Annotated in this window: 9 protein-coding genes; 5 read left to right on the plus strand and 4 right to left on the minus strand. The window is 55.5% G+C overall.

Annotated elements, in window-relative coordinates:
* Positions 1–75: 75 nt before the first annotated feature.
* Positions 76–2,124 carry a dockerin type I domain-containing protein gene (locus ACR0EK_RS10935; RefSeq protein ID WP_480899978.1) on the minus strand — a complete coding sequence of 683 codons (2,049 nt, stop codon included), beginning with the start codon at positions 2,122–2,124 and terminating at the stop codon, positions 76–78.
* Between the two features lie 228 nt (positions 2,125–2,352).
* On the opposite strand from ACR0EK_RS10935, the gene ACR0EK_RS10940 reads away from it, so the two are divergent.
* The 5 genes from ACR0EK_RS10940 to ACR0EK_RS10960 are packed head-to-tail and all read left to right on the plus strand — an operon-like array spanning position 2,353 to position 11,840.
* A complete protein-coding gene (locus tag ACR0EK_RS10940) occupies positions 2,353–6,183 on the plus strand; it encodes a beta strand repeat-containing protein (protein WP_480899976.1) in 3,831 nt (1,276 codons plus the stop codon).
* Positions 6,184–6,229: 46 nt separating this feature from the next.
* Positions 6,230–7,069: a SapC family protein gene (locus tag ACR0EK_RS10945; RefSeq protein WP_480899974.1), complete on the plus strand. Its 840-nt coding sequence runs from the start codon at positions 6,230–6,232 to the stop codon at positions 7,067–7,069.
* Complete coding sequence (locus tag ACR0EK_RS10950) at positions 6,978–8,402, plus strand: TolC family protein (protein WP_480773681.1); 1,425 nt, start codon at positions 6,978–6,980, stop codon at positions 8,400–8,402. The genes ACR0EK_RS10945 and ACR0EK_RS10950 overlap by 92 nt, the downstream gene beginning before the upstream one ends.
* Positions 8,399–10,546, plus strand: coding sequence for a type I secretion system permease/ATPase (locus ACR0EK_RS10955; protein ID WP_480899970.1), 2,148 nt, complete (start codon positions 8,399–8,401; stop codon positions 10,544–10,546). The genes ACR0EK_RS10950 and ACR0EK_RS10955 overlap by 4 nt, the downstream gene beginning before the upstream one ends.
* Positions 10,547–10,568: 22 nt before the next feature.
* Entirely contained in the window at positions 10,569–11,840 is a 1,272-nt protein-coding gene (locus ACR0EK_RS10960; RefSeq protein WP_480967817.1) for an HlyD family type I secretion periplasmic adaptor subunit, read from the plus strand.
* 115 nt (positions 11,841–11,955) lie between these two features.
* Here the strand turns inward: ACR0EK_RS10960 and ACR0EK_RS10965 are convergent, their stop codons facing one another.
* The 3 genes from ACR0EK_RS10965 to ACR0EK_RS10975 form a co-directional block, all read right to left on the minus strand.
* On the minus strand, positions 11,956–12,657 hold the full coding sequence (locus ACR0EK_RS10965; RefSeq protein WP_480483716.1) for a response regulator transcription factor: 702 nt from the start codon (positions 12,655–12,657) through the stop codon (positions 11,956–11,958).
* Entirely contained in the window at positions 12,657–14,552 is a 1,896-nt protein-coding gene (locus tag ACR0EK_RS10970; RefSeq protein ID WP_480773699.1) for a PAS-domain containing protein, read from the minus strand. Before ACR0EK_RS10970 ends, ACR0EK_RS10965 begins: the two co-directional genes overlap by 1 nt.
* A 201-nt stretch (positions 14,553–14,753) precedes the next feature.
* Complete coding sequence (locus ACR0EK_RS10975) at positions 14,754–16,292, minus strand: alkaline phosphatase family protein (RefSeq protein WP_480773678.1); 1,539 nt, start codon at positions 16,290–16,292, stop codon at positions 14,754–14,756.
* Positions 16,293–16,314: the final 22 nt, after the last annotated feature.

Consider the following 16,314-nt stretch of genomic DNA (forward strand, 5'->3'; position numbering starts at 1 on the left):
TGTGTATCTAAGGCCAACATTGCGGTCCAAGCGGAAGGCTTGCAATGACTGAGTTGCAGCACCGTTCAATTCAATTCATGCCGCCTCGAGGTTGCCGAGCAAAATGGACGTCATATCGGCGGTTATCACCCCGTCTATGGCTACAACATCCATTCCAGTCTGATAATCAACGTTGCTTTTTGTAACTCCCGACAAATCCGCATCTGAATCCAAGAAGACCCATTGAGGTTCATGCGCAGTGGTTTTCCCAACAGCCACCTGCAAAATCGCCAGTGCATCCAGGGCATTGATGGTTCCATCTTGATTGATATCCGCTGCGATTAGGTTTTCCGCATCGGCGGGCCCCCATGTCGGATCGAGGCCAACCGAAATGCGTAACACTTGCAAAGCATCCATCGCGTCGATCTCTTTGCTCGCCGTTGAATAATGTTTGACGATGTCCAGTCTTCCGGGGAACGTGCCATCCGGAAGGTCCAAGTCAAATTGCCCCTGATCGTCAGCCGTGACAGATACCGTGCCACCGCCGATCGGAGTGAATCTAATCTCCGCATCCGACAATCCGGGATTTACAGATCGGCTGTCCACTGTGATTGGCCCAAGCACGCCATCCGAACTGTCCGGCTTCAAACCGCCGAAATCACCGAATTCAACCGGAATGTGATCGGGGCCTTCAAACCCGGCCCCGAAAATATCGGTACTGGTCAGCGTTCCGCCCGAAGCGGACTGAACCTGCACCACCTCGCCCCGATACTCTATCCGCGCCCCTTGGGTGGTGCTGGTGAATGTCAGTTGCTGAGGGGACCGCAACAGCAGGTAGTCGAACATGTCCAGACGGTCCACACCCGGTTGAAAATCCGTGATCGTGGTCAGACCGCTGCCCGACTGCATCACGAAAATGTCGGCCCCTGCCCCACCTGACATGGTCGTAGCACCTGTTCCTGCTATCAGTATGTCATCGCCATCGCCACCCATCAGGGTGGTATCCAGAATACTGCCACTCAGCATGTCGTCAAAGGCCGTCCCCGATACTGTTCCAAACCCTTTGTTCACGACCCCAAGATCATCGACAGGAACCGAAATGACAGTGACTCCAGCGTCTTGTTGCGACGTAACCAGAATCTGCAACTCATTGCCGACGTGAGCAAGGCTCAGCGATTCGACATTCTGCAATCCACTACTCAAAGTGTCGGCGAAACTGTCCAGATAGACCAACTGGCCTTCCGGTGTCAGCGTGAACAATGTAAGCCCATCGTCGCCGCCACCCGCCACGACGAATACGCGCCCGTTGATGTCCACGACTTCAAGGTCCTGCACGGATTCAAAGCGGGTCGTGTGCGAATCCAGAATATGGTCTGTGGCGCTCAGGCTGCCGTCAGCTTTCAATTGAAGCACACTGAGCGAGTCGCTGCCTGCGCCCGCCACGATCACCCAGGGCTTGCCGTAGGCATCGATCGTTTCGACGGCTGTCGGAGTCGAGATTCCAAGGGTTCCCATGGCTGAACTGTTGTCAATCTCGGTCAACTGACCGGAAATGCTGTCGATCCGATAAGTTGAGACTGTATTGCTGGCCGCATCACTTGAGATCAGGAAATGGTCTGTTCCTGCGCGCAGCGTCTGCATCGCGTCTCCAGAGCCAGCAACAAGACCAGCAAGGCTCAGCGTTCCATCTGGATTAACAAGATATGTCCCGATTTGACCCGTTTCTTCATGAGCCATTGCCAGAACATCCATGGGTCCGATCGACACTTGAACAATCGCCGAGATATCTCCTCCTCCTGCCAGAGATCCGGTTTCCGTAAGGCTGTCCAGGGTGCCATCCACGTTCAGGTCATATCCGACCAACCCGACCGCCATATTCACATCCAGTACAAGTTGTTCGGATCCCGCCAGCGTTATCGGTGTGCCACTGCGACCAACGTGAAACGTGATTGTGCCGCTGTAATATTCCGTGTCGACCAGTTGCGGTAACGCGCCCTCGACCAGCCTCCAGACCGCGACGCCGCCACCCGGTCCGGTGACGGTATAAAGATACGTGGTTCCGTTAAACGTTTTTAAAGCCGTATCGCCGATACCTGAATCGAGCGCCGCGCTCCCCGTTGCCACCACACCTTCGAATTGAAGCATCACAGCCACACCTCCATCGCCACCCCTGGCCTTGACCAAAAGATGACCTGATGCACGGACCGAAACAAAAGCGGAATTGTGGTGAAAACGAGAAGTTCGGTTTCAGATTAACTCAATTTTTCACTTTCGATCGCAACAGTAACCAGTGGGAAAGACAGATGAGCCAGCCGTTATCAGCGCGATCTGTCTTCCATTTCGGTGATCGCGGAAACCACATGTGAGGGTAAGATGACCAAAGCACCAGAGTTCAACAACCGTCCGGCGGCTGAACCTTCGGAAACGGACCGCAAGCAACACATTCGCCAGTGGATCGATGGAAAACTTGGCCGCTGGGCAGGGCGCGGCGCGGCCGGCGGGTTGATTTCAACTTTGATGGCCTTGCCCGCGTTATCACAAGCCACAATCGAAGAACTGTATGCTTTTCAGTTCGCGGAAACCATTCCAGGCGTTCGCTCGGTCAAGTTGATGAAGAATGGCGATGTTCTTCTAAAAATGGCCGATGGCCGGACAATGATCGTGGCAGCTGAAAACGTCCAGATCCTGGACAGCGGTGCAATCATGATCGCTGAGAACGCGGTTCAGGAGATTGCCCAGTTCAGCGCTGTGGAAGCAGGTGTTTCCGCGGGTGCGTCCGCAGGCGGCATCAGTGGTGCCGGCGCGGCGTTGGGCGGATTGGGCCTGGCAGGGGCGGCTGCGGCCGCAGGAGGTGGCGGCGGTGGCGGTGAAGACAGCCCCGTCGTATCCGAACCCACCCCGACTTACACAAGCCTCAACCTCGCCGAGTTGCAATCCACTGCGTTGAACAACGTTAGCACCAACGCCATCGCTCCCGAAGGGACTGCGACCATCGAAGTAACAATAGGGTCACTGGTGAAAACCGTGACACCTAACCCCGATGGCAGCTGGAGCATCTCTCTGACAGCAGCCGAAGCCAGCGGGCTTCCACAGGGTGTGTCGACGGTGACCATCAGGAACCTGGATGGGTCGGGGGCCGAGCTGTCGACACAATCCGTTCAGTTTGACATCGATACTGTCCCGCCAAGCCTGTCGATCACCGGGTTTTCTGACGGGCCGGTACTCAACCTGGCAGAGCAGGCCACCGATCTGACGGTCACCGGTGTAACTGATGCTGAAGACGGGCAAATCGTAACGGTTTCACTGAACGGGCAAAGCTATTCCGGTACGGTTTCCGGAGGACAGTGGAGCGCAACCGTCCCGGCGGCTGACCTTAGTGCCTTGCCTGACGGCGCAATCGTAAATGTCACCGCAGACGTGACTGACGCGGCTGGAAACCCGGCCGCACAGGCCAGCGGAAGCTTTGATACGGATTTCACCGCGCCAAGTGTTTCTCTGGATCCTGTTGCGGGTGGATCAATTGACCTGATTGATGTGGCTGGTGACTTAACCTTAACGGGTTCCACCACGGCCGAGGACGGGCAAACCATCATCGTCACGTTCGACGGGCAGGTGTACACCGGCACTGCGACAGGCGGAAACTGGACTGTCACGATCCCCAATTCTGACCTCAGCGGTCTGTCGACCGGAACACCTGCTGCAATTGTTGTGGCGGTCGAGGATATCGCTGGCAACCCGGCCGTGCCGATTCTTGTTACTGTACCAGTAGACCTGACCGGCCCCTCAATTTCGATATCTCCGCTTTCCGTCGGCGCAGTTCTCAACGCCGCTGAAGCAGCGGCAAACTTGGCTATAAGCGGGACAACCGCCAATGTCGAGGATGGCCAGCAAGTCACCGTCACACTGGATGGTCAAACATATACCTCGACAGTGACGGGCGGAACATGGACTGTAACTGTCCCAGCCGGTGATCTGGCATCTTTGGCCGACGGAGGCAGCTTTCAGATCACCGCAGATGTCAGCGACGCAAACGGGCTGACAGCGCCTCAGGCTGATGTGACACTTTCTAAAGACGTCACAGGACCGACCCTCAGCATCGACACGTTCTCGACCGGCGCATTCATGAATGCTGCCGAACAAGCGGTGGACCTGACAATATCGGGCGCAACGTCGGCCGAAGATGGCCAAGTCGTGACCGTCACTTTGAACGGTCAATTTTACACTGCTACAGCCACCGGAGGGTCTTGGAGCACAGTTGTCCCCGCTGCCGACCTTGCGGCCCTCTCTGATGCTGCCACCGTGGCGGTAACGGCGGATGTCTCCGACGCCGCAGGAAATCCGGCGTCACAGGCCAGCAACAGTTTCACGACCGATTTCACACCCCCTACCCTGGGAATAACCAGTATTTCTGACGGCACTGTCATGAACGCTGCTGAGCAAGGTACCGACCTGATTGTCTCGGGAACCTCTGACGCTCAGGATGGAACGGTCATTACTGTGGAGATCGCGCGCGCAGACGGAACTGTAGATGTAAGCGGTACAGCAACGGTAACCGGTGGTGTCTGGACCTATACCGCAACAGTTGCCGAACTTTCAGGCCTCCAGGACGCAAGTACTTATAATGTCACGGCTTCTGTTTCAGACACTGCTGGGAATGGCAACCAAATCTCGACGAGTTTCACAACCGATTTTACAGCGCCAGCAATCACGATCGACAGTTTGCCGGTTGGCTCCGTATTGGATGTAATGGAACAAGCTACAGACCTGACAATTTCAGGCACGACAACCTCGGAAGATGGCCAAATAGTCTCTGTCACGTTTGGCGGGCAAACCTATACAGGTGTTGCATCGGGTGGAACCTGGGCGATAACTGTGCCAGCCAGCGACCTGGGTGCGCTTTCCGATGGAACAAACTACACCGTCACCGCAACAGTTGACGATATCGCTGGCAACAGCGCAGTAGCGGCAAGCAGTTCGGTAACAACGGACTTTCGGCCAGTTCTGATGCTGGACGATGTCGGCGTGAACAACGCAGTGGCCCTTGCTGATGCCAAGGCGTCAGGCATTACTGTCAGCGGTTCCTCTGCCGGGCTTTCAAACGGCCAGATTGTAGATGTTTTGCTGAACGGCAGTTCCGTCGGCAGCGCGACAGTAACCGCGGACGGATCCTGGACACTGGCTGTTGCGTCGTCAGATTTCACCGCCATAGAAGCTGGGGATGCCCTGACTATATCAGCCCAGGCAACCGTTGCAGGGGGACCAGATCCCTTACCTGTATCGGATCAGGCGGTTGCTCATGAACCAGCTGCCTACGTGGTCTCAGAGGTCGGGCGCAGTGGATCAACCGTTACATTTGCCATTTATGCTGATGCTAATCGTGACATCTCTGGTGGCTTGGCTTTTACAGCGGAGCTTGAGTTTGACTCATCTGTCGCCACTTTCGACATCGGATCAGACACGGAACACAGCGCGTTTGATTTGTTCCTGGCAAACCCAGGCACAGGTGACATCATCAACTTCGCTGGCGCGGCGACTGTTTTTTCCGATTTGTCTCAGCCTCTTGTCACCTTCACGATGACAGTACAGGACGCTGCTCAACCCATTGAGTTAACGATCAAAACACCTGAAGGTGGACCTGTTGCAGTTCAGTTTGGCACCAATGGCAATGACATCCTAACCGCGGCAAACACGGATACAATCATTCGTGGCGGTGGTGGCGATGACAGCATTGACATCACCGAAGCCGGGCGTGACGTCGTTGTCTTTGAAGCCGACCCGAACAACAATGGCGTAGACAGCATAACCGGTTTCACAATTGGGCCCGCAGCAGATGTAACCGACGCTCTGATGTTCAGCGGACTGAATGTCGCTACGCTCCGAGGTGATGGCACGGGTTTTGAGCTTCTTACTGTCGGTGACACATTGGGCACAGACACTGGATTTGTAGGCCTCGATACCGTTCTTGCAGACCTCAATGCCGTTACACTCGAAACGGCTGTAGAGAGCCTTGCCGGAGCAATTGCAGGTGACGCGCTCTATGTGATGGCAACGGACGGAACGGACAGTGTCCTGATCAAAGTTGATTTCGTGACACCTGGCGATGCCAACGTCGAGACCCTCGCCACTTTCCATGGACTCGCCGATCTCAGCGGCTTGACAGCCGACAACATCATACACACCGACCCAACCGGTGCGACGGCCTGAGCCAGCTCAGGAACAAATTGGCGTTCATCAGAAACACGAGGCAGTTATGGCACAGAATGGCTTAACCCCGGTCACACGAGTACGACATGGTCATCGGTTCTGGAAACGTTACACGTCGTTCGAATTCGCGCGCGATATGGTCGACTGCCCGGTGGCTGAGGCAGAGATCCTACAGGCAGCGGCCAATTTTCCGATCGCGTTCCGGAAATCCAAACGGGGATTTTACCCCGTGGCAATCTTATCGATGACACCAGACAAACCGACGCCATACGTGTCAGCAAAAGGGGAATGGCGCGCAAGCTATGTTCCCTCGGCACTACGGTGTGTGCCCTTTCAATCCCGACCACCTGAGCTTCAGGACAAAACCGGAGAGGGGGAGTTTGACTTGCTTGTCAACGAAAGCCTGGAGCTGGTTACCGACAACCCTGACGATGAGCCATTCTTTGACCGAACCGGAGCGCTGGGGGCTGAACTGCGAAATGTCCAGGCGTTCTTTCGCACTCTTACAGCATCACTGGAGAACACATATCAGTTGTGCCGTACGATAGGCGTTATGGGGCTTTTTTCCCCACTCGCCTGCGCACAAATGGACGAATGCCTCGATGGTTACTTTGGTGTCAAGCTGGGTGCCTTGCGGCAAGTTCCTTCAGCGCATCTGTCATTGCTCGCCATGAACGGAGGCCTGCGCCTCATACATGCCCACCAAGTTTCCTTGACTCATTGCGCGTGGCTCTTGCCAGCTCAAATGCGCGTCGAGCAATTGGAGAAAAAGTCGTCGACCGGCGTTAGGTCGGGTGCTTCAGAATTTATGGAGGCGCTGGCAGCCGCCCAACGAAAGGAAAGCTTGCTCGACCATCGGTGGCAGGAGGGTCAGTATGCCATTTAGTAAGTATTCGCAGTATTTTGTCGCGCTCAGTCTGCTTCTGGCTTCGGTTTCCGCCTGCACGCGTCCACCCGATTTGACGCCTGTGACGATGTCCTTCGCAGCCCAAACAGCCGGTGCTGGGGCAACTAAACCATCAAAAACACTCAGTCACAGCGCCTTCGGGCAGCGGGTAAAAAAGGCGGTTGAGAACAGCCCAAACCTGGCGCAAGTCAAATCCAGAATGGGAATCGCGAAGGCCAAACAAAACGCGGCTGAAGGCGCTTTTCTCCCGGAGATTTCGCTGGGGCTAAACGCGCGATCTGAAAGGATTGCATCAGATATTGCGGATGTATCGCCGTATCTGAGGGTCTCACAATTGGTCTACGACGGCGGGGCGGCTTCAGGGGATCTGACCGCTGCGCGGGCACGTGTCTTGGAAAGCAGAGGCGATCAGATTCAAACGGCCTCATCCACTGCGCTCGCAGCTATCGAGACCTATGTACTTGTCCTCGATCAACGAAAGATTCAAAGCATCGCAGCACAGAATGTTTTGACCCATGAAGAGCTTGTTCGCCAGATAACCGACCGAACAGAAAACGGCGTCGGTTCAAGTGCCGACGTCCTGGCAGCCCGGTCACGCATGTCCGATGCGCGCACAAAGCTGGCTGATGCGTATGCGCGCACAGACCGTGCCGAAGCGCGGTTCCGCGAAGTATTTGGGGATGAACCTGGCACTCTTTCTGCACCAGTTCCGGCACCTGGGCTGGAAAGAAGTGACATGCAGATCATAATGAACAGTCCTCAGGTTCGGCGGTCCGATGCAAGCCTTCTGGCCGCCAAGGCGGAATGGTCCGCAGCGCAAGCGCGCCGCAGCCCTGATGTCAGGGTCGCCGCATTCGCAAACCAGGACAACAATCGTGACGCGAATTTTGGAGTGGATCTTTCTTTCAATTACGAGTTGGACAGCACCGGCCAACGCCGCGCCGCAATAGCAGCGGCGGAATCGTTGGTCAAAGAGACAGAGTTTGCGCGCGAGCAGCTTATCCGAGAAATTACGCGAGAATTGGGTTTTATCCGTTCGGATCAAAAAGCGGGTGCCGATCGGTTACGCGAAGCCCGGATTGCCGTAGAGGCTAACGCGGAAAGTGTCGCTGCATCCCGTGAACAATTTTCAATCGGCCGCCGTAGCCTCATTGAAATTCTGGATGCTCAGCGCGACTACGTAAATGCTCAGGAACGTTTGATCCTTGCGGAACAGAGCTACTTTCTAACCAATTATGCAGCCCTAAGCCTGACCGGAGACATACTCGACCTGCTTGGGGTTTCATTGGGCGACTGGGGCACTACACAATGAACGCATCCCACCCTGCCACCGATGCCTCGTTACTTACACCGTTTGAAGCCTGTCTGTTGAATATCTCGTCGGCACTTGAACGGCCATTGAGTCTCGCGGCGCTGCACGCGGCGCAAACTGGCGCAGATGGGGATTTGACAGTACGGGACATTCTCGCCCTCGCGCCAAAGGCGGGCATGCAGGCGGGATATGGGGCAATGCGCCTTTCCGACTTGGATGACAATCTGACACCCACCCTGTTGCTGTTGGCAGAGGGTAAAGCCGTTGTCTTTCACGGACGAACGCAAGCTGGCGCCTTTTTGGTCTTCGACCCAGAGCTTGGCGAAGGTATCGGTGAAGTTTCCGAAGACATGCTGGCAGCCTGTCATACCGGTTACGCAATCCTGTTCCGTCGCCATCACGACGGCGAAACATTGGACGGGCCCGGTTCACATGGCGGTCACTGGTTCTGGAACGCCCTGTCCGCCAGCCGGTGGTCATACGTTCAAGTCGCACTCGCTGCGGCGCTGGCAAACCTCCTTGGTTTGTCTACGTCCGTTTTCATCATGGTGGTCTATGACCGGGTATTGCCCAACGAAGCAACAGAGTCTCTGATCGCTTTGACCCTGGGTGTGGCGTTGGCACTGTGTTTTGACTTTGCCCTCAAGTTGCTGCGGGCGGGATTTATCGACAAGGCTGGGCAGAAAGCCGACTTGTTGATGGGCCGGCGCATTTTCGACCAGTTGCTGAACATCCAGATGAAATCGCGCACTGGGTCTACCGGTGCCATGACCAGCACCATTCGCGAGTTTGAAACTCTGCGAGAATTCTTTACATCCGCGACGCTGGTGGCCGTTGTTGACCTGCCTTTCATCGGGTTGTTCATCCTGGTGATCTATCTGGTTGGGGGACAACTGGCTTTGATCCCTGCACTGGCCGTACCGGTGGTGCTCCTGACAGGTTTGGCGGTGCAGCCAGTTTTATCAAGGATGGCGGAACGAAGCTTGTCCGATGGACAGTCCAAGCAATCAGTTCTGGTTGAGGCTGTCTCGGGACTTGAAACCATTAAAACAACGGCAGCAGGCAGAAAAATGCGCGCACGATGGGAACAGGCCATCGAACAGCAGTCAGCGCATGGTGCACGAAGCCGAACTGTCACGCAATTTGCCCTGAACCTGACCGGATTCACCCAACAGGCCGCACAAGTGCTTGTCGTATTTCTTGGTGTTTTTCTGATTACAAACGGGCAAGCCAGCATGGGTGCGCTGGTGGCTTCGGTAATGTTGACTGGTCGGGCGTTGGCCCCTCTGGGTCAACTGGCGCAGACTTTGACCCGCGTAAATCAGGCCAGGTGCGCCTATCGCAACCTCAATGCGCTAATGCATGCAGAAAGCGAACGCCCGGAAGGGCGCACATGGCTGACCCGATCTGATTTCAAAGGGGCAATTGCCTTCAATAACGTGCATTTCTCGTATTCTGACCAAAGCGAAGATACCCTGCATGGTGTCTCATTCACAATCAAGCCTGGCGAGAAAGTCGCAATTCTCGGTCAAATCGGGTGCGGGAAAAGCACGATTGCGCGCCTGCTATTGGGGCTTTACACGCCGCGAGTGGGCTCGGTCATGATTGATGGATTAGACATACGTCAGATCGACCCGGGTGACTTGCGACGCAATATCGGATCCGTTCTGCAGGATGTCTGGCTTTTTTCGGGGTCTGTCAGGGACAATATCGCAAGTGGCGCAGTCCGGCCCAGAGATTGCGACATCGTCGAAGCCGGCCGTATTGCCGGTGTCGAAGAATTCGTGAACAGCCATCCTTCGGGCTATGACCTTCAACTCGCTGAACGCGGTGAGGGGCTTTCCGGTGGGCAACGGCAGGCAATCGCCCTGGCACGGGCACTTATCGGGCGACCTCCGGTTTTGCTTTTTGATGAACCAACCAGTGCGATGGACGTCAAAACCGAAGCCCAACTGGTTCAACGCCTGAGTGCGTCAACCTCCGGGTCAACCCTGGTCATTGTAACGCACAGAACCAGTCTGCTGGAGCTTGTGGACAGGGTTATCGTTCTGGAAAACGGAAAAATCGCAGCTGATGGACCCAAGAGCCTGCTGACGCAGCACATGCGTCAGAAAGGGAGGCACCTGAATGTCGCAGCATCCTGATCTGGCGAAGTTGGCGCGCGAAATGCAGGGGCGGTCCCCCGTTCGTGGTTCATTGCTCTTGCTGTTGATCCTGTCGTGTATTGTCTCGGCCGGGTTGTGGGCGCATTTGACCGAATTGGATGACGTAACGAGGGTCGATGGGCGGATCGTGCCTTCGGGAGACATACAGGTGATCGACGCCGCCGAGCCTGGCGTGCTGCGGTCGCTTCATGTGCGCGAAGGCCAGTTGGTCGACAAAGGGGCATTGTTGATGGAATTGGACGCCACACAAATCGACAGCCAACTTAGCCAGGAACAACAGCGCGCTTTCGGGCTGCAAGCCCGTGCACAACGACTGCAGGCAGAAATAGATGGTACGCAATTGAATTTCGGTGCTCAGCTGATCGAAGGTGCGCCCAGTGTCGTGCGTTCGGAAACTGCTCTGTATCAGGGTCGGCAAGCAGAGCTGGCGGCAGAAATCGCCATCTTAGAACGACAACGTGAGCAAAAGCAGCGAGAACACGAAGAAGGTCTCGTGGATCAGGTAACAGCAGACGAAACCTTAAAAGTGCTTGGTGAAGAGCGTGCGATCATAGCTCCGCTTGTTGAGCGGCAAATGGAACCGGCAACGACATTGCTGGCGTTACGGCGCAGCGAAGCCGAGTGGCGCGGCCGCAAAGTCCGTGCCGAAGCCGTGACCAGCAGGTTGCAAACCGGTTTAAATGAAATAGATGATCGGATTCAAGCTGCTCACAGCCGATTTCGAAGTGCCGCGCTTACTGAATTGGCCATTGCAACTGCGGAACTGGCGGCCTTGCAACCCGCCTTGCCTGCCCTACGCGACCGCGCTGCACGAGCGCAGGTTCGCTCTCCGGTTCGCGGGATCGTCAACCGCATCCACCGAACCACCATTGGAGGTTTGGCGCGGAGTGGCGAAGATCTTGTCGAGATTGTTCCCCTGGACGACACACTATTGGTCGAAGCTTACGTAAAGCCCGAAGATATTGCATTCTTGCGTGCTGGACAGCCCGTAAAGGTAAAGATCACGGCTTATGATTTTGCGCGATACGGGGCGCTGGATGGTGAAATCGTACGGATTGGCGCCGATACCGTCACACGATCAGAGCGGAACGATGAAGAGGTGTTCGTTGTGGAAATCCGCACGAGCAACACCATGCTCGATGGAAATGGTGTCGCAGTGGAAATCATACCCGGCATGATCGCAGAGGTTGACATTTTGTCAGGTCGAAAATCCGTATTGGAGTATCTACTGGAACCTGTCGTGAAGATAAAAGATCAAGCTTTGCGTGAGTGAGCGCAAAGACCAAAATATTCGTTCTTGCGACGCTTACTGTGTTTTCTATCTACACTGCCTGACGCAGAGGGGATCGAAAGAAATTCAGGTTCACACTCTGGCCAACAGAGCGTCGCTATTTCCAGTCGACATCCCCTAAAAAAATATACCCAGCACCGTAAATCGTTTTGATCAGGCGCGGATTCTTCGGGTCTTCACCAAGTTTCGTACGCAACCTGGAGATTCTGACATCCATAGCACGATCAAAGCTGTCGCCCGCTGCACCGCCCAAGGATTCCTGCATCTGCCCCCTGCTGATCAGCCGCTTGGGGCTTTCCAGAAACAAACGCAGAACCTCGCCTTCTGCATGGCTGAAAGGTGTTTCAGCCCCTGACCCGTCTTCCAGAACATACCGATCAAAATGCGCAATCCAGCCGTTGAATTCCGCCCTGTCCGATTGTGATGTCCGACCGCGCGGCGCGCGCAACCTGGCCCGTACCCGGGCTACGACCTCGGTAGGGTCAAACGGCTTGGTAATATAGTCATCTGCGCCAAGCTCCAGTCCTGTCACACGGTCCTGAACCTGCGCCCGGCCAGAAATTATGATCACTGCTGCACCCTGTTCTAGCGCCAAGCGATGAACAAGCGCCAGCCCATCGGTATCTGGTAAGGAAAGGTCCACAAGGCAGACATCAGGGGTTACTCGATTAAGGGATGCTTCAAACTCTCTGGCACGCGAAAAACTCTGCGTTCTGAAACCGGCATCCTCCAGCGCATCCGTCAGAATGCGCCGAATTTCGGGTTCGTCGTCGAGAATGGTCACCATTGGTTGCGACATCAGGCGGCCTCGGCTTGGATGAGAGCGGACAATTGGGCCTGTGAGAACGGTTTACGCAAAACAGGTGCCAAAGCAAGGGCCCGTTGATGCAGCGGATCTGAATTTGGCAGAGATGTCATAAGGATAAGCGGCAACCCCGGTTTCAACTGTTCAAGGATATCCAAGCCTGTACCGTGTCCTTCCAAACGGATATCGGACAAGACCAGCGAAATGTCCTTCACACTTGATATCAAGGCCAGTGCTTCATCAACTGAATTTGCTTCAATGACAGTAAAGCCCAAATCCACCAGCATGTCCCGAAACTGCCCGCGCAGGTCTTCGCTGTCTTCAACCAACAGTACCAATCCGTCCTGCGCCGGAGGAGCGGGCCGAAAAGGCAAACGCATGACAACTGAGGCCCCAGATGGCGTATTTCTTAGATTCAGATCGCCACCAGCAAGCTTGACCGTATCATAAACCATCGGCAGCCCCAGACCCGAACCGTCGCTCCCTTTTGTTGTGAAAAACGGGTTCAGCGCCTTTTCAAGCGCCTCGGGTGAAAACCCCGGCCCAGTGTCGGAAACCGTGACTTCGATCCAGATCTCACCAATGGCATGTGCACTGATTGTGATCTGGCCCGTGCTCCCGCAGGCATCCCTGGCATTCAGAACCAAATTCAAAAGCGCATCCTGAACCATACCCGGATCAAGCATCAATGTCTGTTTTGGCAAGGTGTTTACGACGGACAGGCCCACACCGCGAGGCAGCGAGGGCGTCGCCAGGATCCTCAGGTCTTCCAACAATCCCCCGATGTCAGTGGCCTGCGGTTGCGGCGTTCGGTTTCCAGTCATGTCGGCGATCCGGTTCAACAGCTGCCCGCCCCGGCGCGCCGTTTGTTGAGTTGCGGCCACAAGTTCCTGCGCGCCATCCGGCAAATCCATCTTGTCGAGGCGGGACTGCATCCCAAGGATGATAGTGAGCAGATTGGAGAAGTCATGGGCAAGCCCGCTGGTCATCTGGGCTGCCATCGCCCGGCGGCGGGTTTGTTGTAATGCAACGCGTGCCTGTGTCTCTTCGGTGATGTCCACCGACATCACGTACACACCCCCTGCCCCATCTGGCGTAAACGAAACCCGAATACGGCGGGAATCCTGATCTTCTGTGAACTCGAAAACCGACGGCTCTCCGCTATAGGCCTTAAGCAAATGGGCCTGAACCCGTTCAAAGGCGGCCGCACCCAGCGCTTCAGAAATGTGAAGCCCCAGAATATCGGACGGACGCCCGGGCATGACGGCGCTCAGGCGGCGGTTCGAGTAATCGTAACGGCCGTCGCTGTCCAAATGTGCGATATGAGCCGGCATCATCTCGGTCACCATACGAGTACGCGCTTCGATTTCGGTCAGTTCCCGCTTGGCCTCTTCCAGCGCCGCGATCGTGGCCGCAAGTTTGCGGTTGGTTGCGGACAGTTCTTCCGCGTGGCTCAGCAACTGTTCCGACAGTTCCTCTGACCGCGCCCGCAACAGGTTTTCCGCCCGCCGCGTGCCGGTGATATCCGTGTAGACCGCGACCCACCCGCCTTGGGGCAGCGGCGCGCCTTCAATTGAAACAACCTGCCCATTGGGGCGTACACGCTCCATGTAGTGGGGCTCAAACGCCAAGGCTTGCTGGACACGTAAATTGACCATTTCCTCGACACTTTCATCGTCGCCATACTCACCGCGGCTGGCAAGAAAGTGGATCGTGTCGCGAAACAGAGCGCCCCTTTGAACCAGCTCATCCGGCAAACCGAACATTTCCTGGAAGCGGCGATTGCTGAGCACCAGTTGCAACTTGTTGTCATAAATGGAAAGCGCCTGACCGATCAGGTTCAGCCCAGCGGTCGTCATCGCCTTGATACGCTTTTCCGTTATGTCCAACTTCGTTTTCTCCACGGCTCATGCCTAGCATCAGAAATCATGCACGGGTAGTGGAATTGAGGGGAGGCGTTTCGGACTCTGCCTTCGTTCAAGTGCTTTTGCCAATCCGCGAATGCGCAAAGAGAAATACGTCGACACACCTGCCCGTGACCGAGTGCCCGGTATAGTTAGAACAGATGAACGTTGACAAAAAACCGCGTTCTAAGATGTGTATCTGGGGCGGGATTTTGCACCCTCAGATGTGATCGAATGCAAGGACAATGTGTGGTCCATATTTCTCATCCGGTGGCGCAACATCTGTCGGCTTAACCGTGCGAGGTCCGTTGCAAAATCTGGATTCTCCGCGACGTTCTCGAATTCGCCCTTACCTTGGTGGTCGAACAGGATCGGGGGCAGGTCGGCAGCGAACTCGACCAGTGTGAACCGTTCATCCCGCAATATTCCCAAACACGAGTCGCTGTTACCGGTCCCCAAGTCTTGCTGCCACAGCGTCGGGTTTTCAGGTTCTGAAAAATCAAGTTCACTGAAAGAATAGTCGCGCCAATCGTCTGGGATATTACCGCGCAACAATGGCAGCAAGGACCGACCATCCATAGCGTTCGGAGCAGCCTGTCCAATCCAGTCCAGTATGGTCGGAGTGACATCCACGGACTCGGTTGGAACGGTGATCTTGCTTCCCGCTACAGCTTCGTTCCCGGGCAAACGGATCATCAGCGGTGTGTGATACGCTGCGTCGTAGACCGTCATTTTGCCCCAGCTGTGTCGATCCCCCAGCATTTCACCATGATCGGCGGTGATAACCAGCAATGTATCGTCGTATTGCCCGCTGTCCTTCAGGTACTGGACAACACGACCGATGTGGTGATCAACCTCGGTCGCCAGGCCCAGATATATAGCACGCAAGGTGCGAATGTTTTCGTCCGTAGGTTCAACGTCATCGAAACCATGAACAAACTTTTTCGCGCTAAAGGTATCCAGCTTTGGTCCGAAGAACGGGTGCAGTGCTTTTTCTGCTGCTGCGCTCGGCAAGCAGTGCGGCAGAGGGATATCCGCCGGGTCATACATGTCATTGTACGGGGCCGGTGCGACCAAGGGCGGATGCGGGCGGATATAGGTCAAATGGGCGAACCAACCGTTTCCACGATGCGGCGCGATCCCATCAAGAAAGGCATCTGTCAGAAAAGCTGTATCGCTGTCTTCCGCCCGATACAGCGCGGGATCATTCAGCCGCGGGTGTCCACCGTCGGGCGAAACGGGCTTGTAGACATCCCAGTACTTTTCGAACTGGTACCCCTTTTTCATCAGATGCGCTTGCCAAGGATATGATTCTTCAAGGCGCATTTCGACAACTTCAACAAACCCAGTCATCGACTGTTCGTAAGACTTGAGGTCAGGGTCATTGGGATCATGGACGCGCGGGTCGGCGGAGGTATCTGTGTACCCAAACAACATTGGCAAGTAACCAGCTTTGCGCATCTCCGTGGCGATGTTTGGGGTATCGTGCCGTAACGGCGTTCCGTTTCTTACCGACCGATGATTCATCGCATATTGGCCGGTCAGAATCGATGCGCGCGAGGGACCACAGGGATTGGTGACCGAAAAATGTCGGGTAAAGGTCACGGCCTCATCCATAAAAGCCCGCAAATTCGGAAGGTTCACATGGTCTGCCAAGGCCCCGGACAGGCAATCCGCTCTAAGTTGGTCGATGATGACAAACAAGACGTTCTTGGTCTGATGCATACCGACTTCTCCGATTCCGCGC

Source organism: Ruegeria sp. AE4, from assembly GCF_056542185.1.